Below are 18,134 nucleotides of genomic sequence, written 5' to 3' on the forward strand. Positions count from 1 at the left end.
TTGACCCGGTCGGGACAAGAACGTTCCGTCCGGCCGAGTGGGAATGTCTCTCGACGGAGTCAGTACTCGTGGAGCGGCCGTTCGGCGATCTTCGCGCGGAGGTCGGCCACCGGCGGGTTCTCGTCGCCGACGAACTGCTGGCAGACGGCGTGGACCTCCTCGCGGGAGATCTTGACGTTGCCCTCGTGGACCACGTCCTCCGGGCGGGCCTTGAGTTCGCGGATGGTGCCGACGGCCAGCAGGAAGGGGATGGCCCACGCCGAGAGCGTGTTCCCCCGCGTCTCGGGCATCGCCTCCAGCCACCGCTGCGCGCCGTCGAGGTAGCCCTCGGCGCGCTCGGTGACCTGCTCGATGACGGGCACCACGCTGTCGACGTTCGTTGGATCGTCGACGTCGCCGTGGTCCAGCCCCTCCTGTTCGAGCAACTCAAGCGGGAGGTAGACGTTGTTCTCCTCCTCCATATCCGTCGCGGCGTCTTTCGCGACATTAACGAGCTGGAGGAGCAGGGCGAACGCGCGGGCGTTGCGCTCCATCTGTGCGACCTGCTCGTCGGTCGCCTCGTGGGAGACCAGCCCGGTCACGAGCGTCCCGACGGTGCCGGCGGCGTACCAGCAGTACTCCTCGAGTTCGTCCAGCGTCTGGATGCGGAGCCCGCCCTCCTCGGCGTAGCGGTCGACGAACATCGCCATCCCGTCGACGAGTTCCCGGACCGGGCCGCGGATGGCCGACAGCGAGCGCTCGTCGAGCGAGCGGAACACGCCGACGGCGCGGGCGGCGTTGTCGACGACCTCCCAGTCGTCGGTCATCGTCTCGGGGAGCCACTCGGCGGCGGCCTCGTCGAACGCCCTGACCGACGCGTCGGCCGAGGGGTCGAGGACACGGCTGTACGTCCGGAGGAGTTCCGACTGCGTCGAGGGCGGGATGTGGCCCGCGTCCTCGATCGTGTCGGCGACGCGACAGAGGAGATACCCGACGCAGATGTCGTGTGCCATCGGCTCGTCGAGTTCCGCGATCGTGAGACTGAACGTCCGTGACACTCTGTGAACGGCGTCGTAGCACCACGTAATATCTTCCTGTGGCGACCGGCCAGTGTGGTTCTGAGACATTCCCGTCACCCGGAGTTGGGCATACTGTGATAAAAATGGGGTGGCTACGGAACCGTGGGACCGGACCGTGACAGCCGCTCACGTGGCGGCCGAACGTCACCCTGATACCCTCGGTGGCCGTACCGATCGCTATGCACGTCCGTCGCCTGCTGGAGGGGTCGAGGTGAACCGGAACGAGACGATCGCGCTCGCCGCGACCGTCGCGGCCGTCGTCATCGTCCCCGGCCTCGCCAACGCCGCGCTGAGCGAACTCGGGTACCCCTGGATCGGGAGCGCCGTCTGGGCGCTGGGCTACGGGGCCGGCGTCCTGTTCATCTGGAACGAGTGGATCCGCCCGCTCGACATCTCGGCCCCGGAGGGCGTCGGTCGCGCCGACGAGGACGAGGCGACCGACGAGTAGCGGTCCGCCCGTCCCGGTGACCGAGCGGCGCGACCGTCGATCCGGCCGCGTAGAAACGAACATACAACAGCAGTAGTAGTCATCCGGAACTGATTAATCCCGGCGTCTACACAGACGGACCTATGGACGGCGACTCGCTGGGCGACGGGTCTCCGGGGTTCGGGGCCCGCGCCGGCTGGACACGCGAGCAGGCAGGAGGGATCGAACGGACGGCGGACACCGTCGCGCCAGTGTTCTACCCGCCCGAACACGATCAGGTGCCGGAGGTCCACATCTGGGACACGTGGTTCCTCCGGAACCGCGACGGGACCCTCGCCGAGGTGGACGGCTACCGGGTCTGTTTCTCGCTGACCGCGCCGGCGGACCTCCTGCCGGGCAAGCGCCACGACGTGGCGACCATCCGCGCGTTCTACTCCGACGACGGGCGGAACTGGCACAACGCCGGCCCGGTGTTCGACGAGGCGCTGGGCCAGCGCCAGTGGGCCGGGTCGGCGCTGTACGACGACGGCGACGTCTACGTCTTCTACACGGCCGCCGGCGAGGACGGGGCCGATGAGCTCACCTACACCCAGCGCATCGTCGGCGCGAGCGGCGGGACGATCCACACCGGCGACGGCTTCGAACTGCACGGTCCCTGGACCCACCACGACCTCCTGCGGCCCGACGGCGAGCGCTACGAGCGGGAAGAGCAGTCCCGCGGGATGATCTACACGTTCCGTGACCCGTGGTTCTTCGAGGACCCCGCCACGGGCGAGACGTGGCTCCTGTTCGAGGCCAACACACCGGTCCCCGAGGGCAGCGACGCCTGCGGCGGCGACGCCGCACAACAGGAGTTCAACGGCAGCGTCGGGCTCGCACGCTCGCCGACCGGCGACCCCCTGGAGTGGGAGCTGGCCGACCCGCTGCTGGACGCCGTCTGCGTCAACCAGGAGCTGGAGCGCCCACACATCGTGTACACGGACGGCCTGTACTACCTGTTCGTCTCCAGCCACCAGCACACGTTCGCACCCGGGCTGGAGGGGTTCGACGCCCTCTACGGCTTCGTCGCCGAGGACCTCCGGGGCGAGTACGTCCCGCTGAACGACTCCGGGCTGGTCGTGACCAACCCCGTGAACGCCCCGTTCCAGGCGTACTCGTGGATGGCCTTCCCCCACGACGACGAGGTGCTGGTCCAGAGCTTCTTCAACTACTTCGACTTCGCGGGCGCGTCGCTGGACGAGATCGCGCACCTCCCCGAGGCCGAACAGATGCGCCGGTTCGGCGGGACGCTCGGCCCGACCGTCCGGCTCGACGCCGAGGGGGCCAGGACGCGCATCCTCGGGAAGCTCGGCCACTGGCAGATCCCGAGAGCGGGCGAGTCGCTTCCCCCGACCGACCGGGAACTGATCGCCCGTGGGCAGGCCGGCGAGACCGACCGGTACCACTCCTCGGACTGAGGTTAGTCGCGGATCGTCCCGGGGTCGACCGGTGACGCCGACCCGTCGGCGTCACCGGTGCCCTGCTCGCGCCACATACTGTCCATCTCCCAGAGGTCCAGCGACGCGACCGTCGCGCTGCCACCCTCGGCGGTCAGCGAGACGCCCGTCGCCGCGTCGCTCGTCGGATAGACGCGACTGGTCAGGCAGTGGCGTTCGTTGGCGAACACCTCGACGACGCTGCCGTCGACGAACACCCGCAGCGACAGCGGCGAGTCGTAGGGCGTGACCCGCATCCGCTGGGTGTCGCTGGTGGCCTGCTCGTCGCGGCTCGCCGGCCCGCGGTCGACGCGGATCTCGCTGTTTCGCGTGTACGTGATGGGGGTGTACTCCTCGCGCTCGGGCGTCTCCAGCACCGAGAGTTCGACGGCCTCGGCGTCCTCCAAGCGCACCGTCGCCCGGAACTCGAAGGCCCGGCTGTCGACGGCGAGGCGCTGTCTGTCGCCGCCCGCGAGGTCGATCCGATCGTGGTGGAGGTTCTCCCCGCGGAGCTCGGTGAGTTCGGGCGCTGGCCGCTGGCAGAGGCCGCCGTCGTCGGCCAGCGACAGCTCGCGGGGCACCGACAGCGCACCGGACCAGCCGGCGTCCCACTGTCCGCTCAGGTCACGCGCCTCCGGGAGCCAGCCCCAGGTGAGGATGCGGCCGTCGTCGGTCCACATCGACTGTGGCGCGTAGAAGTCCCCGTGGTCGAGCCTGTCACGGCGTTCGACGTCGAACTCGCCGTCCTCGTAGGTACCGAGGAAGTACACCACGTCCTCGTAGTTCGAGACGTGCAACAGCTGTCGGTCGCCGAAGTCCAGCAGTTCGGGGCACTCCCAGACGGTGCCGGCCGTGTCGCGATCCCCGGTGAGGATGGGGCCCCGGTACTCCCAGTCCCGGAGGTCCTCGGAGGTGTACAGCAGGGCCGCGCCGCCGCCGCCCTCGATACCGGCCCCGATGAGCTGTTGCCAGGTGCCGTCCTCGCGCCAGACGCAGTGGTCGCGGAACTCTCCCTCCCAGTCCTCGGTTCGCAGGACCGCCGGCTCGGTGGGGGTCTCCTCGATGATCGGGTTCTCGGGGTCCTTGATCCAGCCCGTCAGGTCGTCGTCGGCCGCCGTCGCGATACAGGGGAGCTGTTGCTTGTCCCGGCCGCCGGTGTAGAGGATGGTCGGCGTCCCGTCGTCGTCGACCGCACACCCGGACCAGCAGCCGTCGCGGTCGGGACCGTTCGGGGAGGGAGACAGCGCGACCGGCCGGTCCACCCAGTTGATCAGGTCGTCGCTGACCGCGTGGCCCCAGTGGATGGTGTTGTGGAACGGACCGGTCGGGTTGTACTGGTAGAAGACGTGGTACTGGCCGTTCCAGTGGATGAGCCCGTTGGGGTCGTTGAGCCAGTTGGCCGGCGGCGTCAGGTGGTAGGTCGGTCGGTGGGTGTCGCCGGCGAGCCGGTCGCGCATCGCCGCGAACGCCGCGGCGTCTTTCGGCCGCCCGGTCAGCGGGACCGAGTCCTCGCCCGCGAGGTGAGTCAGGGCGTTGCCGATCAGCGTCTCCCGGTTCCGGTGGCAGACGTCGTGGGTCGGCTGGAGGAACGAGACCGCCGAGCCGACGCCGACGACGCGCCCGTCGCCCGGTTCCCAGAGGACCGTCGCCATCTGCTTGACCACGTCGGTGTCGCCACGCGCCGTGCTGGCGAGCACGTCCCCCTCGGCGGGCGCGACCGCCTCGTAGCGGGCGTACGGCACCGTGACGCCGGGACCGCGGGTGTGGACGCGGAGCGTGTCGAACCCCTCCGCGATCGGGTGGTCGGCGGACAGCGTCTTCCACAGCGGGCCGACGGGTTCGTCGATCTCCTCCCAGCCGGTCGCGTCGGGTCCGACCGGGTCGAAGCCCAACGGTTCGACGGCGGTCATCGCGCCGAGGGTCAACAGCAGCGAGCCGCCCGAACGCACGTACTCGCGGAGCCGTTCGGCCGGCTCGCCGGCGACGGCGTCGCCGTCGAACGGGTCGTCGCGGTGCCACCAGAGGACGTCGTAGGCCGTCGGATCGACGGCGTCGAGGTCGCGGCGCTCGACGGTCTCGAACCGTCCGTCGCACCACTCGTAGGCCGCCGTCTGCTCGTCGGAGAGCGTGCCGGCGGACAGACAACCGATACGTCGCGGGACTCCCATTACCGCCACTCGCCCTTACCGACACAAAAACGTTCGCCAATCGTTCGTGCGCGTTCCTGCACGAACGTGCGTCGTCGCCCGGCCCCACCCGGGCGGCGACAGCGACTCGGACGGTCCGTGGGAGCGACGTACCGACCCCGGCCGTCCGGAACGAAGCTACGACAGTCCGTATCAGGCCACCCGAGAGCCCCGAGCCTCGGGCTTCCAGTCGATGATCGTCTCGTGGCACCGCGAGCAGACGTACTCTGTCAGTTTCGTGGTCTCGTCGTTGTAGGACATCCGCGTCGCGCAGTTGGGGCAGTCCATAACGATTAATCGTACGAGACGGGTAGTCAAAAGCGTTTGTTTTCGTGCTATGACACGCCATAGCGCGGTCCGCCGGGAGCACACGTCCCCGGGCGGCCGGCGAGGTCCAGCGACCGGCAGACGCGCGTCTGACTGAGGTTTAGGTGGATCACCGGGCTACACGGTCGTATGCCTCGCGTCCGAACGGACATCGCGGACCGCAACCGGGCCACGAGCGGCGAGTCGGGAGCCGGTCACGGTCTCCGCCTCGACACGGATACGCTGGCCGCCTTCGGTAGTGGCGGCGGATCGACGACGCGGACCGAGCCCCCGAGAATCGTGCGCTGGCTCGACTGCTGGAGCGGTTAGCTGTTCTCGACGAGACGGGCCGCGATGCGCTGTGCGCCGACCGTCGGAGCCACGTCGGGCTGGTCGGCGGCGGTCGCGGAGACCTCCCGGTTCAGTTCCTCGCTCAGTCGCTCCTCGAACTCCTCGACGATCCCCGGGATGCAGGCCATCCCGCCGGTGAGGACGATGGGGCGGTCCAGCGCCAGCTTGTACACCTTCATGTAGTCGTTTGCCAGTTCCGGCAGGAAGACGTTCGCGATCTCGTCGACGGCGTCGTCGAGGTACTCGTCGACCGCGTCCATCACGGACCGCTCGATCGTGAACTCGTGGGTGCCGCCGCCGGGCTGCTGGATGATGTCCGTGAACGGCTCGAAGTCGACGAAGTCGGCGTGTTCCTCCTTGTACTCGCGGGCGGTCTGCGTGTCGATGTTGACCCGGCCCTGAGTCTCCTCCTCGACGTAGTTGGCGATGCGGCGGTCGACCTCGTTGCCCGTGATGCCGCCGGTGGTGAACGGCGAGAGCTGTTCGCCACGGCGGTAGGCGGAGGCCTCGAGGTTCGTCGACCCCATGTTGACCGAGACGAAGATCTCGTCGATGGCGTCGAGGCCGTCGCCGAAGGCGGGGATCGAGCCACACAGCGACTCGGGGTAGCTCTCGACCAGGGAGAGCCCGATCCCGGAGTCCTCGATGACCTCCCGGAGGTTCTCCAGCCCAGCGGGGTTGTCGATGGTGGGGATGGCGTAGACGACGCCGCTGTCGGCGGGGATGTCGTTCTCCTCGATGAGCGCCTCGAAGAACGTCTTGGTCATCTCCGCGCGGTCGGCGTCCTCGGGCAGCCCCGACCGGAGCATATACTGTACGCGGTCGGGGTACTCGCGGGCGGCCTCCTCGCCGTAGAGGATCTTCTCCTCGCCGGTCAGGGCGTCCTCGTAGGTCGCCATACAGGTGAGGGTCCTGATGATCCGGTTCTCGGTCCCGTGGGCGTCCGGGAGGGCGATGACCGTCCGGGTGCTGCCGAGCTTCACGCCGACCGGCACCGACTCGCCGCCGGTCGTCGGGCCGTCCGCCGTGGCGTCGTCCGCGTCCTCGTCACTCATATACGGTGGCTGTTTGTCGCTACCCCGGTATATAACCTCACGTCAAGAATCAGTGCTGATAGTCACCCGTCCGCGACCCCGCGCTACCGGGTCGCCGCTCAGCCCATCGACGAGAGCTTGGCGACGTACACCAGGCTCAGCAGGTGGTCGTCGACGCTGAGGTCGTTGCCGTCGTTGGTCGCGGACTCGTCGATCCCCAGCAGGTACTCCGAGAGGTCGGCCCGCACGGCCTCGGTGATCCAGTCGATGTCCTCGTAGTACGCCAGCGCCTCGTCGGCCCCCTGGTAGCCCGAGTGCATCAGCAGGAACTCCAGCCACTCGAAGACGACGAACTCCGCGGCGTAGGTCTCCGGCAGGCCTTCGAGGTACGGTTTCTCCTCGCTATCGCTGCCGAGGAACGGCAGCAGTTCCCGGTACAACCCCGAGCGGAAGGAGTTGCCGGCCAGGCCCTCGCCGTCCGCCTCGTCCAGCCCCACGTCCAGCTCGGCGGGGTCCGGGACCTCGCCCTCCTCGCCGAGTCCGCCGTCGTCGCTGCGCTTGCGGGCCATCTCCCGCAGCTCGTCTAAGTCGTAGTCGCGCGGATTGATAGTCATGTAGACAGTGTTTCGAATCCGGTAACTTAACTCTTGTACCCCGTCCGACGCCCGTCAGACGGTCGCTCGCCGCTCCTACCGCCCGATTCCGCCGCCGCACCCGAGTTCCGGCGTTGATAATCGGGGCCGTATTTTTATAGTGGCCCGTGACCGACTCTCGGGCAGTTCCAGATGAGTCGGGGTTCATCCGCCGGACCGGCCAGGGTCTGTGTCACCAACGCGAAGGGCGGCACCGGCAAGACGACAGTCGCCATCAACGTGGCGGGGGCGCTGAACGACAGGGGCCGGGACGTGCTGTTCGTCGACCTCGACCCGCAGGGCAACGCCACCGAGGGGCTTGGGCTGGTCGAGGCCTACGACGCCCAGCCCCCGACGCTGTTCGACGCGCTCACCGGCGACCCGGCGACTCTCGGCGACCTCGTCGTCGAACACGAGGAGATGGACGTCGTCCCCTCGAACATCGACATGCTCCAGGCCGAGCACGAACTCACCATCGCCGACCTGCTGGCCCGGGTCGGCGAGGGGACGAGCGGCGTCGACCCGAATGCGCTGGCAGAGTTCGCCATCAACGTCGGGCCGGAGACGGTCGGCGGCGGCCACGCGCTTGACGCGCTGGACCGGGCGTTAGACACCGTCTCGGGGTACGACTACGTGATCGTCGACTCCCCGCCGTTCTACGGGAAGCTGACCGACGCCGGCGTCTACGCCGCCGGCCACATCCTGATCCCGGCGCTTGCCGAGGCCACCTCCGAGCGCGCCATCGAACTACTGATGGACCAGATGGCCGCGCTGGAACGGGAGACGGACGTCACGGTGGAGACGCTGGGCGTCGTCGCCAACCGCGTCGAGACCACCAGCGAGGACGAGATGATGCTGGAGTGGTTCGACGCCGCGTTCCCGGACAGCCCGGTGTGGGAGGTCCGCAAGCGCGTGGCGCTCCAGCGGGCCTACACGCAGGGGACCTCCGTCTTCGCGGCCGACGAGCAGTGCGATATGGCGAGCGTCTTCGGCGACATCGCCGACGCGCTCGACAGGCAGTTCGGATACACCGAGGTGACAGCATGAGCGACGACGACCGTATGGACAGAGCAGAGCGCATCCGCAACATGCGCCAGGGGAACAGGGCGGCGAGCGAGGACGGCGAGGACGACGGTGAGACCGGAACCGACGGCGACGGCCCCGACGAGACAGTCGACGACGGCACCGGCGAGTCGCCGTCCGCGACCGAGCCGGACGCCAGATCGGCCGGCGACGACCCCGCCGGACGTCCCTCGGCGGCCGACGCGGCCGGCGAGGCGACCGCGGACGGCGAGCGCGCCGAGACGCCCGGGGACGACGCCGGAACGGCCGACGAGGGACGGGACCCCGCCGCGGTCGCGCGTCGCGCCGCCGAGTCGGCGGCCCAGGTGACCGGGGACGGGACTGCGGCCGAGGAGGGCGGCGCGACAGGCGACGCCGCCACGCCGGGCGACGTCTCCGCGACGGCCGCCCCGATGCAGGGACCCAGTGGCGTCGAACTCCCCGACCAAGAGCTCCTGGAGGCCGCGATGGAGCAGGGCACGGGCGCGCGCTCGGCCGGCGGCGCTCGCGCGACGGCCGCCGAGGGGGAGACGACCGCCGACGAGGAGACCGTCCGAGTGCTCGAGTTCGCGCTTGGCGAGGAGCGCTACTGCCTCGACATCGAGTACGTCGAGGAGATCGTCAAACGCGAGTCGGTGACGCGAGTACCCAACACGCCCGACTACGTCGAGGGCGTCGTCGACCTCCGAGGGCAGATCACGACCATCCTCGAACCGACCGCGATGATGGACGTGGACGACGCCGGCGAACAGCCGCTGATCGTCGTCTTCGACCCGGACATGTTCGAGGAGCAGGGGGCCATCGGCTGGGTTGTCGACGAGGTCCGGCAGGTGGTCCCCGTCGCCGAGTCCGCGGTCAACGCCTCGCCGGTCGACGCCGACTACATCAACGGCGTCGTCGACCGCGACGGGGAGGACCAGTTCGTCATCTGGGTCGAACCGGACGACGCCCTGCTGGCGGCGACCGGCGACGGCGAGGACTAATCGCGCTCCGAGACGTCGACCACGTCGTCGGGGTCGTCGGCGTCCGCCGGCACCGCGTCGGCCTCGACCGCCGCGTCCAGTTCCTCCCGGACGAGGTCGGTCGCCTGCCGGATCGCGCCGACGCTGCCGAGGTAGCCGGCACCGACCGTCGTCTTCAGCGCCGTCGCGGCCCGGCCGGTCAGGACGGTCGGGCCGACCTTCGCGACGGCGTCGTCGCCGACCGAGACCAGCCAGCCCGGCACGTCGAACCGGTAGCGGGCGAGGCGCGGCTCGAACCCGTCGCCGTTTCTGCGGTGCTCGACCAGCGAGACCACGTTGTCGGCCGCGACGCCGGCCTCGCGGATCGCGGCCGACGCGCTGGCGGGGACGGCCTCGCCGTCGGCGTCGACCACGCGAGCGGCGTCGCCGACGGCGAACGTCGACGCCCCCAACCGGAGGTCCGCGCGCACGGCCGGGCGCTCGTCGTCCAGCGCCGCCGGTCCCTGGATGCCGCCGGTCCAGACGAACTGGTCGTAGGCGAGCGCCTCGCCGTTCGACAGCGCGATCGTCTCGTCGTCGGCGCGCTCGACGCCGGTCCCCGTCCTGACCGTGACGCCGGCCTCGACCAGCGCCTCGTGGACCGCCCGCTGGAACGACTCGGGGAACGAGGGGGCGACGGTCGCCATCTGTTCCAACAGCAGGACCTCCGTGTCCGTCCCCTCCTCGTCTGCCAGCGCGGCCAGTTCGCCGGCCACCTGTACGCCCGACAGGCCGGCACCGCCGACGACGACGCGGTCCCCGTCGCCGAGTTCGAGGAACGCCCGTCGGATACGCCGGGCGTGGTCGAGCCGCTTCAGCGGCGTCGCGTGTTCGCGGACGCCGGGGAGGTCGTAGAAGGCCGTCTCGGCCCCGAGACAGACAACGCCCACGTCGTAGGACAGTCGCTCCGTCTCACCGTCGGCCGAGAGGGTCGCGACGCCGGCGTCGGCGTCGACGGCCGTGACGTTCGCCCGTCGGACCGCACAGTCCAGCACCTCGTCGAGCGGGACGGAGATGTCGTCGGCCAGCGAGGGCCGGCGGACGACCCGGTGGAGCTCGTGCTGGACGAGGTGGTCGGAGCGCTCGTCGACGACGACCAGGTCGGTGTCGGCGGGCAGGGCGCGTTCGAGCTTCCGGGCGACCGACAGGCCGGCGTAACCGGCACCGAGGACGGCGACACGCATACGGGTCGTTGGGACGCGAGCGGGATAATCTGTCGGGGTCTGCGGCCGGTGGCGACCGCCCGACCCGACTCAGAACAGCGCCTCGTCGGCGTCCAGTACGCGTGCGGGGCCGCCGACTCCCCAGACGCGGGTGTCGACGCCGCAGTCGGCGACCGCCTGCTCGACCCGGTCGACGTACTCGTCGGTGGTGTTGACGTAGACGCTCGCGCCCGTGTCGACGGAGAAGTAGACGGGGATCTCTTCCTCGTTCCGGAGTTCGCGGACGGCGTTGAAGATCTCGATGGTGCGGGGCTGCCAGTACACCCAGCCGGCGGGGCCGGTCATCGTCGTCGCGGCCAGCGACAGCGAGTCGTGTTCCGCGAGTTCGAACGTCCGGTGGAAGTCGCCGTCCCGGAGGGCGTCGCGCATATCGGCGATCTGGCCGTGCATGTGGGCCATCCGGGACTCGAACATGTGGCTGTCGGCGGCCTCCTCGTGGGCGGCCTCGGTCTCCTTGTAGGAGGGGACCATCCCGGCGACGACGCGCAGGTCGTCCTCCAGGTCGGTCTCGATGCGTTCGCTGCGGCAGTCCGCGTCGTTCATCCCGGCCCGCAGGTGCGAGAACGCGCCGGTGACCGCGCGGGCGGCCGAGGAGGAGCCGCGTCGGGCGACCGTCGAGATCTCCGGGCGAGTCATGTCCAGGCCGGCGGCCTCGACCAGCGCCATCGCCGCGGCGGCGAAGCCCGACGACGAGGAGCCGAAGCCGATGTTGGTCGGGAAGTCGTTCTGGGACTCGAAGCGGACCGCGTGGTCGAAGCCGGCCAGGTCCCGGACGTGGTCGACGACGGCACGGATCCGCTCGGCCCCGCGCCCCTCGACCGGTTCGCCGTCGAGGACGAACGTGTCCTCGTCGGCCGCCGGGACGAACTCCGCGGTGGTCTTGGAGTGGCTCGGCGCGGTACAGACGGAGATGCTGTCGTGGTAGGGGAGCCGGAGCTCCTCGTCGCGCATCCCGTGGTACTTGACCAGCCCCTGGATCGGGTGGGCCTTCGCGGTCGCCTTCATACCTCACCCTTCCGGGCCGGTCACTTCCCTATTACGGACCGCCGCGGGGCTACACCTCCTCGACGTCGGCGTCCGCGGCGTTGTCCTTCACGCTCTCGATACCCTGCTTGGCCTTCTGCTTGCTGGCGTACCCCTCGCCGCTGTCGGCGATGATGTTGCCGTTCGCGTGCCGGAGCCGCCAGCGCCAGTCGTCTGCCGAGTCCTGGTACAGTTCGAATGTGGCTGGCATCGATGTGTCAGTCGGCACCACGGGACAAGTAACTGGTGGGCGTCCCGGAAGTGGACCGGACGAGCGCCGGTGCCGTCGCTCCGGTTCGGACCGCTCAGTCCATCCCCCAGTACTCGCGTGCGTCGTCGAGCGACTCGCCGGCCAGCCCGCCCTTGTAGCCGAAGATGTCCTGGTAGCCACACTCCGACATCAGGACGGGGACGAACGGCTCGTCGGCGACGACGTCCTCGCCCTCGATGGTGGCCCACGTCTCGCCCGCCGAGACCAGCTCGAAGTTCTCCGCGCGGAGGTCGTACAGTTCGTCACAGGCGGCCGCCGGCGGCGCGTCGTCGGGCTTCTCGACGACGTCCTCGAGCTCGAAGAACGTCGGCTCGCCGGTCGCCGCGTTGCCCGCCAGCGCGTCGTGGATGCGGAGGAACGTCTCGATGACCATCGTCGCGGTGTCGGTCGCGTCCTCCGTCCGCTGGCGGCCGGCCTCGACGGTCACGACCGGCGCGTGCTGGTTCAGGGTCCCCGCGACCGTCTCCTTCGTGTCGACCACCGACGGGACCGGGAGGTCGGCGGCCGTCGAAAGCGCCGTCTCGTAGGCCCGCGAGACCAGCGCCATCGGCTCCGGCTGGGAGTGGGTGGCGTGCAGCGACAGCGTCGGCGTGTCGCCGACGATCTCCAGCAGGTCGGCGGCGAGTCGCTCCTCCTGGGCGTCGCTGCCGGCGTCGCCGGGGAACGCCCGGTTCATGTCGACGTCGACGTACCGGCGGTCGGCCGCCAGCGCCGGCGGGTTCGCGTAGACGAACTGGACCGTTCGCTCGAACTCGTGGTCGGCGTCGAGCACTCGCTGGATGGCCCGCACGCCGCTGGGTTCGTCCCCGTGGACGCCGGCGATCACGGTCACTTCGGGCTCCGAACCCGGCCCACGCACCGTCACCTCGGGGGAATCTGACTCCGACATCTACGGGTGACTACGACGGCGGAGGCCGAAAAGGGTTCAGTACTCGGGACTCTCCTCGCGGACCCCCTCGCGCTTGTTGACGAGCCGCGCGAGGGTAAAGAGCGCGTCCGAGAGCCGGTTGAGGTAGACGATGGCCGTCTCGTTGACGCCGGCCTCCTCGGCCGACAGCGACACGGCGCGTCGCTCGGCCCGGCGACACACCGCCCGCGCGTGGTGGAGCTTCGCGCCCGGCTCCGACCCCGACGGGAGGATAAAGGACTCCAGCGGGTCCAGTTCCTCGTTCGCCGTGTCGATGATCTCCTCCAGGTCGTCGACGTGGGCCTCGGTGATCCGCGGGTCGTCCTCGTCGGGCTGGGGGTTCGCGAAGTCGGCCTGGACGATGTGGAGGTGGTTCTGGGCCGCCCGCAGCCAGTCGTCGATGTCGTCGTGGCCCGTGGGCCGGACGACCCCCACGAGGGCGTTCACCTCGTCGACGGTCCCGTAGGCCTCGATGCGCCGGGAGTCCTTCGAGACCCGCTCCATCGTCCGCAGGTCGGTCTGTCCCTGGTCGCCGCGGCCGGTGTAGATGGGCATACCCGTCCCTGGGGCCGCGGCGGTCTTATAATCGCGGGCGAACCGTTTGGGGGCCCGCGGAGCGAGTCGTCGCCGTCCCGTCGCCCGTCGGCGGTCCCGCGGGCGGGTCAGCAGCGCCGCCGGACCTCGTCGACGGCCGCCGGCGAGAGGTCCAGGTCGGCCAGTATTCGCCGCCGCCGCTCCTCGTCGCCGTGGCCGGCCACGAGGCCGTTCAGCCGGGCCGCGACCGTCGAGTCGACCAGCCGGTCGCCGTAGAGGTCGGCCAGCTCGTCGCCGACCACCGGCGTCGACCGGAGCTCGTACTTCTGTTGGTAGTCCTCGGCGAGCGTGAACGACGACAGGGGCTCGATGGGTGTCCGGACCGCCTTCCCGGTCTCCGATTCGAGGGTCTCGATCGCCGACGCCGCGGCCTCGCGCTGTCGCTCGTCGTGGACCAAGACGACGCCCCGGTACTGGCGCTTGAACGGCTCCGAGAAGGGGTCGTGGTTCGCGAGTGCAACGTCCAACAGGGCCGCGTAGTCCAGTTCGTCGGGGTCGTACTCGACCTGGACGACCTCCGTGTGGTCGCCCAGCGCGTAGTAGGTGGGGTCGGGGTCGGTCCCGCCCGCGTAGCCGACGCGCGTGCGGACGACGCCCGGCATCGCGCCGAAGCGGGCGTCCGGCCCCCAGAAACAGCCGAGGCCGAACGTCGCCGTCTCGGTCGCGTCGGGCGGCGGTGCCGCGGCGTCCCGCCGGAGTGCGGTCGGTCTGTCGGCCGTAGCCATGTCCGGGGTACGTGCCGGACCCGCTTTCCCCTTCCGGTGTCTGCGTCTCCCCCGTCGACCGCCCGGAACCGGGAGTTTGAACTGCACCGACCCCGAATCCCGCGGTATGAGCCTCGAACTCGAACACTACTGTCCGGTGTGCGAGGAGTATCAGGACTTCTGGAAGGTCGCCAGCACCACGATGCACCTCGGGGAGAAGGTCAAGTGGCACTGTCCCGACTGCGACTACGGGTTCGTCCGCATCGACGGCGAGGTCGACACCGCCTCGGCATAGCTCAATAGCGGTACGGAGACGTCTTAGCAGCGGTTTTGTGGCTCCTGTGTCACTCCCCGTACAGGTATGAGTCGGGATCCGGACTGGGTGGCCGAGGAGACACGGAGCGGCCCCGGGGCCGCCGGCACCGACCTGTCGATGACCGTCGTCCGGCACACCGACGGGCCGGATCGCTGTACGGTGTCGCCGCCGGGGCTCTCCGGCGTCGCACGGATGTCGACGTGGCTCAGCGCCGACCGGGCCGCGTTCGTCCCCGTCGACGAGATGCGGTAACCGGGGGTTTTTATTCGATTATCGTCTATTACGGACGATGAGTGTCGAGGTACTACTGGTCGACGAAGACACCGATGTCCTCGAAATCGTCGGGACGTTCCTCGGGCAACACGACGACCTCGACGTGACGGCCGAGTCCGACCCCGAGCGGGCGCTCGAACTCGTCCGGAGCGAGGACTTCGACGCGGTCGTCAGCGACTACAAGATGCCGCGGCTCGACGGGATCGAGCTCTGTGCGGCCATCAGGGACGGGGGCGACGAGATTCCGTTTCTCCTGTTCAGCGCCCGCGAACCCGAGACGGTCCAGCCCGAGGCCGACGAGGCCGGCGTCACGGGGTACGTCCAGAAGGGGACCGGAACCGAGCAGTACGACGTGCTGGCCGACCGGGTCCGGGACGCCGTCTAGGTGTCTGTCCGGGAGAGCGGCAGCGTCACCGCCGTGCCGCCGTCAGCCACCGTCTCGACGGCGGCGCTCGCGCGGATCACGGTCGGCACCCCGCCGGCGCGGGCGACGAGATCGTCGGGGTCGGCGACCGATCAGTCCTCGAGCGCGTGCCAGGAGAGCGTCGGGTCCCGCGCCGCCGCGACCTGGTCGATGCGGCGGGCGGCCGGCCGCTCGGGGGCGCTGGCGAGCGTCGCGTCGTCCTCGGCGGCGACGGCGTCGAACGCCGCCGCCAGCTGGTCGAGCGAGCGCTTGTGCTCGGCCTCGGTGGGCTCGGTCATCAGCGCCTCGTCGACGATCTCGGGCCACTTCGTCGTCGGCGGGTGGACGCCGTAGTCGAGCATCCGCTTCGCCGCGTCGGCGGCGTCCTGTGGGGCCGCGCTGGCGACGAACTCGTGGTGGAACGGCCCGAACGGCACGTCGTAGTCGATCCGCTCGGCCAGGTAGTTCGCGTTCAGCACCGCCTTCGCGCTGGCGTCGGCCAGCCCCTCGTCGCCCAGCCGGGCGATGTACGCGAAGGTCTTGAGCAGGACGGGCCAGTTGCCGTAGAAGCCGTGGACCTTGCCGATGGAGCGATCGGGGGTGTACTCCTCGAAGCCGCCGTCGTTGGCCCGGACGTGGGGGTCCGGCAGGAACGCCGCCAGGTCCTCGGTGACGCCGACCGGGCCAGCGCCGGGGCCGCCGCCGCCGTGGGGCGTCGCGAACGTCTTGTGGACGTTGTAGTGCATCACGTCGAAGCCCATATCGCCGGGCCGGGCGCGTCCCAGCAAGGCGTTGAGGTTCGCGCCGTCGTAGTACAGCAGGCCGCCGGCGTCGTGGACGACCTCGGCGATGGCCTCGATGTCGCGCTCGAAGAGGCCGAGCGTGTTGGGGTTGGTGAGCATCAGCGCCGCCGTCTCGTCGCCGACGGCCGCCTCCAGCGCGGCGAGGTCGACCCGCCCGTCGTCGCCGCTGGGCAGTTCGACCACGTCGTAGCCGGCCATCGCCGCCGTCGCGAAGTTCGTGCCGTGGGCGGAGTCGGGGATGACGACCTCCGAGCGCTCGCCCTCGCCGTTGTGCTCGTGGTAGGCCTTCGCGATGCGGATGCCGGTGAACTCGCCGGCCGCGCCGGCCGGCGGCTGGAGCGTCACGGCGTCCATCCCGCCGATGCGTCCGAGGTAGTCCTGCAACCGGTGACAGAGCGCCAGCGTCCCCTGGAGCGTCGAGTCGGGCCGGTCCGGGTGGACGGCCGCGTCCTCGCGCCGGGAGATGGCCTCGGTGAACTTCGGGTTGTACTTCATCGTACAGGACCCCAGCGGGAACGGGCCACTGTCGACGCCGTAGTTCATCTGGGAGAGCCGCGTGTAGTGGCGGGCCAGCTCCGGCTCGGCGGGGTCGGGCAGCTCCAGCGAGTCCCGGGTCAGGTCGTCGGGCAGCGGCGTGTCCTCGACCGCCACCTCCCGGTTGGCCTTCTCCGAGAGCAGCGGTTCGTAGCGCTGGTCGTCGTGGGTCCAGCGGGCCTGATTATACTTCATCCCGCCACCTCCGCGACCGCCTCGACGAACGCGGCCTCGGCGTCGGCGGTCACCTCCGTCGCACAGACCTGGATCAGGTGATCGTCGACGGCGTGGACGGCGTAGCCCCGCGCGGCGAGGTCCTCGACGACGGCGGGAGCCGGCTGGTCGGTCCGGGCGACGAACTCCCGGAAGTGGTGACCGTCGTGGACCGGGGCCTGCACGCCGACCACGTCGTCCAGTTCGGCCGCGAGGTCCCGCGCCCGCGTGACGCAGTCGCTCGCGAGGTCGACCAGCCCCTCGGGGCCGAGCCACGCGGCGTGGATGGCCGTCCGGAGCGCGACCCACGCCTGGTTGGTGCAGATGTTCGAGGTGGCCCGCTCCTTGCGGATGTGCTGTTCGCGGGTCTGGAGCGTCAGCGTGTAGGCCCGCCGGCCGTCGGCGTCCTCGCCGGCCCCGACGAGTCGGCCGGGGACCTGCCGGAGGTAGTCCTCGCGCGTGACGAACATCCCGAGACCGAATCCGTAGGCGGTGCCGGTCCCCAGCGACGCGGCGTCCCCGACCACCACGTCGGCACCGACGTCCGCAGGCCGCTCCAGCAGCGCCAGCGCGACCGGGTCCGACCCCAGACAGAACAGCGCGTCGTTGTCGGTCGCGACCTCGCCGACCGCCGACAGCGACTCCTCGACGACGCCTCTGACCGTGGGCGTCTCGGCGTAGACCATCGCCGTGTCCTCGTCGACCGTCTCCCGAAGCGCGTCGACGTCGACCTGTCCGTCGGCGGTCGGGTACGACGCCACCGAGAGCCCGGGGCCGTCGGCGTAGTTCGCCAGGACGCGGCGTTTCCCGTCCCGCAGCTGCTCGGGGACCAGCACGCGGTCGCCCGACACCGACCGGACCCGCCGGGCCAGCGTCGCGGCCTCGCCCAGCGCCGTCGCGTCGTCGTACATCGAGCAGTTGGCCACGCCCAGGCCCGTCAGCTCGACCAGCAGCGACTGGTACTCGAACAGCGCCTGCAGGAACCCCTGTGCGACCTCGGGCTGGTACTGCGTGTAGGAGGTCAGGAACTCCGAGCGACTCGCCAGATCGTCGACGACCGCCGGGACGTAGTGCTCGTAGTGGCCGCGACCGAGAAACTCCGTCAGGTCGTCGTTGCGCCCGAGCAGACTGGCGGCCTCGCGGCGGGTCTCGCGCTCCCCCCGGGCGTCGATGCCGAACTCGCCGTCGAAGGCGACCGAGTCGGGCACGTCGAACAGGGCCTCGAGACTGTCTGCGCCGACGGCGGCCAGCATCTCGCTCGTCTCCGCCGGTGTGTGCGGTGCGTAGGGACTTCCGGACACGGGTCCGTCACGCTCGCTCACGTCGGACCCTCCCCAG

Annotated in this window: 20 protein-coding genes and 1 pseudogene; 8 read left to right on the forward strand and 13 right to left on the reverse strand. The window is 70.2% G+C overall.

The features are described from left to right. Window positions 1–59: 59 nt before the first annotated feature. Complete coding sequence (locus P0592_RS01350; RefSeq protein ID WP_276272466.1) at window positions 60–1,106, reverse strand: phytoene/squalene synthase family protein; 1,047 nt, start codon at window positions 1,104–1,106, stop codon at window positions 60–62. Window positions 1,107–1,269: 163 nt separating this feature from the next. Between P0592_RS01350 and P0592_RS01355 the strand changes: the two genes are divergently transcribed. After that, on the forward strand, window positions 1,270–1,506 hold the full coding sequence (locus tag P0592_RS01355; protein WP_276272467.1) for a DUF7996 family protein: 237 nt from the start codon (window positions 1,270–1,272) through the stop codon (window positions 1,504–1,506). Window positions 1,507–1,628: 122 nt separating this feature from the next. Then, complete coding sequence (locus tag P0592_RS01360) at window positions 1,629–2,942, forward strand: glycoside hydrolase family 68 protein (RefSeq protein ID WP_276272468.1); 1,314 nt, start codon at window positions 1,629–1,631, stop codon at window positions 2,940–2,942. Window positions 2,943–2,944: 2 nt separating this feature from the next. Here P0592_RS01360 and P0592_RS01365 read toward each other — a convergent pair whose 3' ends face one another. Next, window positions 2,945–5,128, reverse strand: coding sequence for a GH32 C-terminal domain-containing protein (locus P0592_RS01365; RefSeq protein WP_276272469.1), 2,184 nt, complete (start codon window positions 5,126–5,128; stop codon window positions 2,945–2,947). A 171-nt stretch (window positions 5,129–5,299) separates the two neighbouring features. Continuing rightward, window positions 5,300–5,434, reverse strand: coding sequence for a hypothetical protein (locus tag P0592_RS01370; protein WP_276272470.1), 135 nt, complete (start codon window positions 5,432–5,434; stop codon window positions 5,300–5,302). Between the two features lie 168 nt (window positions 5,435–5,602). Here P0592_RS01370 and P0592_RS01375 point away from each other — a divergent pair, with 168 nt between their 5' ends. Further along, entirely contained in the window at window positions 5,603–5,782 is a 180-nt protein-coding gene (locus tag P0592_RS01375) for a hypothetical protein (protein WP_276272471.1), read from the forward strand. Here the strand turns inward: P0592_RS01375 and P0592_RS01380 are convergent. Both P0592_RS01380 and P0592_RS01385 read right to left on the reverse strand, forming a co-directional pair. Then, on the reverse strand, window positions 5,779–6,858 hold the full coding sequence (locus P0592_RS01380; protein ID WP_276272472.1) for an actin-like salactin: 1,080 nt from the start codon (window positions 6,856–6,858) through the stop codon (window positions 5,779–5,781). The genes P0592_RS01375 and P0592_RS01380 overlap by 4 nt on opposite strands. A gap of 98 nt (window positions 6,859–6,956) precedes the next feature. After that, window positions 6,957–7,451 (reverse strand): FlaD/FlaE family flagellar protein, encoded by a 495-nt coding sequence (locus tag P0592_RS01385; protein ID WP_276272473.1) that lies wholly within the window; start codon window positions 7,449–7,451, stop codon window positions 6,957–6,959. A 171-nt stretch (window positions 7,452–7,622) separates the two neighbouring features. On the opposite strand from P0592_RS01385, the gene P0592_RS01390 reads away from it, so the two are divergent. Both P0592_RS01390 and P0592_RS01395 read left to right on the forward strand, forming a co-directional pair. After that, on the forward strand, window positions 7,623–8,516 hold the full coding sequence (locus P0592_RS01390; protein ID WP_276272474.1) for a ParA family protein: 894 nt from the start codon (window positions 7,623–7,625) through the stop codon (window positions 8,514–8,516). Continuing rightward, a complete protein-coding gene (locus P0592_RS01395; RefSeq protein ID WP_276272475.1) occupies window positions 8,513–9,514 on the forward strand; it encodes a chemotaxis protein CheW in 1,002 nt (333 codons plus the stop codon). Before P0592_RS01390 ends, P0592_RS01395 begins: the two co-directional genes overlap by 4 nt. Here P0592_RS01395 and P0592_RS01400 read toward each other — a convergent pair. The 6 genes and pseudogenes from P0592_RS01400 to P0592_RS01425 all read right to left on the reverse strand — a co-directional run bounded on the left by P0592_RS01400 (window position 9,511) and on the right by P0592_RS01425 (window position 14,275). Next, a complete protein-coding gene (locus P0592_RS01400) occupies window positions 9,511–10,716 on the reverse strand; it encodes an NAD(P)/FAD-dependent oxidoreductase (protein WP_276272476.1) in 1,206 nt (401 codons plus the stop codon). The genes P0592_RS01395 and P0592_RS01400 overlap by 4 nt on opposite strands. Window positions 10,717–10,785: 69 nt before the next feature. Continuing rightward, the gene (gene mvaD, locus P0592_RS01405; RefSeq protein WP_276272477.1) at window positions 10,786–11,760 is read right to left on the reverse strand and encodes a phosphomevalonate decarboxylase MvaD; all 975 of its coding nucleotides are present in this window, start codon (window positions 11,758–11,760) and stop codon (window positions 10,786–10,788) included. Window positions 11,761–11,809: 49 nt separating this feature from the next. Beyond that, window positions 11,810–11,986 (reverse strand): annotated as a pseudogene (locus tag P0592_RS01410) (HVO_2922 family protein); the annotation flags it as partial. 97 nt (window positions 11,987–12,083) lie between these two features. Next, the gene (locus P0592_RS01415) at window positions 12,084–12,938 is read right to left on the reverse strand and encodes a M14 family metallopeptidase (RefSeq protein WP_276272478.1); all 855 of its coding nucleotides are present in this window, start codon (window positions 12,936–12,938) and stop codon (window positions 12,084–12,086) included. A 36-nt stretch (window positions 12,939–12,974) separates the two neighbouring features. Continuing rightward, complete coding sequence (locus P0592_RS01420) at window positions 12,975–13,511, reverse strand: cob(I)yrinic acid a,c-diamide adenosyltransferase (RefSeq protein WP_276272479.1); 537 nt, start codon at window positions 13,509–13,511, stop codon at window positions 12,975–12,977. Window positions 13,512–13,618: 107 nt separating this feature from the next. Continuing rightward, window positions 13,619–14,275, reverse strand: a complete 657-nt coding sequence (locus tag P0592_RS01425; protein WP_276272480.1) for a peptide-methionine (S)-S-oxide reductase — start codon at window positions 14,273–14,275, stop codon at window positions 13,619–13,621. A 106-nt stretch (window positions 14,276–14,381) separates the two neighbouring features. On the opposite strand from P0592_RS01425, the gene P0592_RS01430 reads away from it, so the two are divergent. The 3 genes from P0592_RS01430 to P0592_RS01440 all read left to right on the forward strand — a co-directional run bounded on the left by P0592_RS01430 (window position 14,382) and on the right by P0592_RS01440 (window position 15,228). Then, a complete protein-coding gene (locus P0592_RS01430) occupies window positions 14,382–14,549 on the forward strand; it encodes a DUF7838 family putative zinc beta-ribbon protein (RefSeq protein ID WP_276272481.1) in 168 nt (55 codons plus the stop codon). 66 nt (window positions 14,550–14,615) lie between these two features. Then, window positions 14,616–14,822 carry a DUF7511 domain-containing protein gene (locus P0592_RS01435; RefSeq protein WP_276272482.1) on the forward strand — a complete coding sequence of 69 codons (207 nt, stop codon included), beginning with the start codon at window positions 14,616–14,618 and terminating at the stop codon, window positions 14,820–14,822. 37 nt (window positions 14,823–14,859) lie between these two features. Next, window positions 14,860–15,228: a response regulator gene (locus P0592_RS01440; protein ID WP_276272483.1), complete on the forward strand. Its 369-nt coding sequence runs from the start codon at window positions 14,860–14,862 to the stop codon at window positions 15,226–15,228. Between the two features lie 131 nt (window positions 15,229–15,359). Here P0592_RS01440 and gcvPB read toward each other — a convergent pair whose 3' ends face one another. Next, a complete protein-coding gene (gene gcvPB, locus P0592_RS01445) occupies window positions 15,360–16,778 on the reverse strand; it encodes an aminomethyl-transferring glycine dehydrogenase subunit GcvPB (protein ID WP_276272484.1) in 1,419 nt (472 codons plus the stop codon). Then, window positions 16,775–18,097, reverse strand: a complete 1,323-nt coding sequence (gene gcvPA / locus P0592_RS01450; protein ID WP_419181123.1) for an aminomethyl-transferring glycine dehydrogenase subunit GcvPA — start codon at window positions 18,095–18,097, stop codon at window positions 16,775–16,777. The genes gcvPB and gcvPA overlap by 4 nt, the downstream gene beginning before the upstream one ends. Window positions 18,098–18,134: the final 37 nt, after the last annotated feature.

This window comes from Haloarcula litorea, assembly GCF_029338195.1.
Lineage (GTDB): Archaea > Halobacteriota > Halobacteria > Halobacteriales > Haloarculaceae > Haloarcula > Haloarcula litorea.

Excerpts from the sequence above, each read along its gene's own strand:
- P0592_RS01350 (WP_276272466.1), bottom strand. The coding sequence starts at position 1,106 with ATGTCTCAGAACCACACTGGCCGGTCGCCACAGGAAGATATTACGTGG.
- P0592_RS01360 (WP_276272468.1), top strand. The coding sequence starts at position 1,629 with ATGGACGGCGACTCGCTGGGCGACGGGTCTCCGGGGTTCGGGGCCCGC.
- P0592_RS01365 (WP_276272469.1), bottom strand. The coding sequence starts at position 5,128 with ATGGGAGTCCCGCGACGTATCGGTTGTCTGTCCGCCGGCACGCTCTCC.
- P0592_RS01370 (WP_276272470.1), bottom strand. The coding sequence starts at position 5,434 with ATGGACTGCCCCAACTGCGCGACGCGGATGTCCTACAACGACGAGACC.
- P0592_RS01375 (WP_276272471.1), top strand. The coding sequence starts at position 5,603 with ATGCCTCGCGTCCGAACGGACATCGCGGACCGCAACCGGGCCACGAGC.
- P0592_RS01380 (WP_276272472.1), bottom strand. The coding sequence starts at position 6,858 with ATGAGTGACGAGGACGCGGACGACGCCACGGCGGACGGCCCGACGACC.
- P0592_RS01385 (WP_276272473.1), bottom strand. The coding sequence starts at position 7,451 with ATGACTATCAATCCGCGCGACTACGACTTAGACGAGCTGCGGGAGATG.
- P0592_RS01390 (WP_276272474.1), top strand. The coding sequence starts at position 7,623 with ATGAGTCGGGGTTCATCCGCCGGACCGGCCAGGGTCTGTGTCACCAAC.
- P0592_RS01395 (WP_276272475.1), top strand. The coding sequence starts at position 8,513 with ATGAGCGACGACGACCGTATGGACAGAGCAGAGCGCATCCGCAACATG.
- P0592_RS01400 (WP_276272476.1), bottom strand. The coding sequence starts at position 10,716 with ATGCGTGTCGCCGTCCTCGGTGCCGGTTACGCCGGCCTGTCGGTCGCC.
- mvaD (WP_276272477.1), bottom strand. The coding sequence starts at position 11,760 with ATGAAGGCGACCGCGAAGGCCCACCCGATCCAGGGGCTGGTCAAGTAC.
- P0592_RS01415 (WP_276272478.1), bottom strand. The coding sequence starts at position 12,938 with ATGTCGGAGTCAGATTCCCCCGAGGTGACGGTGCGTGGGCCGGGTTCG.
- P0592_RS01420 (WP_276272479.1), bottom strand. The coding sequence starts at position 13,511 with ATGCCCATCTACACCGGCCGCGGCGACCAGGGACAGACCGACCTGCGG.
- P0592_RS01425 (WP_276272480.1), bottom strand. The coding sequence starts at position 14,275 with ATGGCTACGGCCGACAGACCGACCGCACTCCGGCGGGACGCCGCGGCA.
- P0592_RS01430 (WP_276272481.1), top strand. The coding sequence starts at position 14,382 with ATGAGCCTCGAACTCGAACACTACTGTCCGGTGTGCGAGGAGTATCAG.
- P0592_RS01435 (WP_276272482.1), top strand. The coding sequence starts at position 14,616 with ATGAGTCGGGATCCGGACTGGGTGGCCGAGGAGACACGGAGCGGCCCC.
- P0592_RS01440 (WP_276272483.1), top strand. The coding sequence starts at position 14,860 with ATGAGTGTCGAGGTACTACTGGTCGACGAAGACACCGATGTCCTCGAA.
- gcvPB (WP_276272484.1), bottom strand. The coding sequence starts at position 16,778 with ATGAAGTATAATCAGGCCCGCTGGACCCACGACGACCAGCGCTACGAA.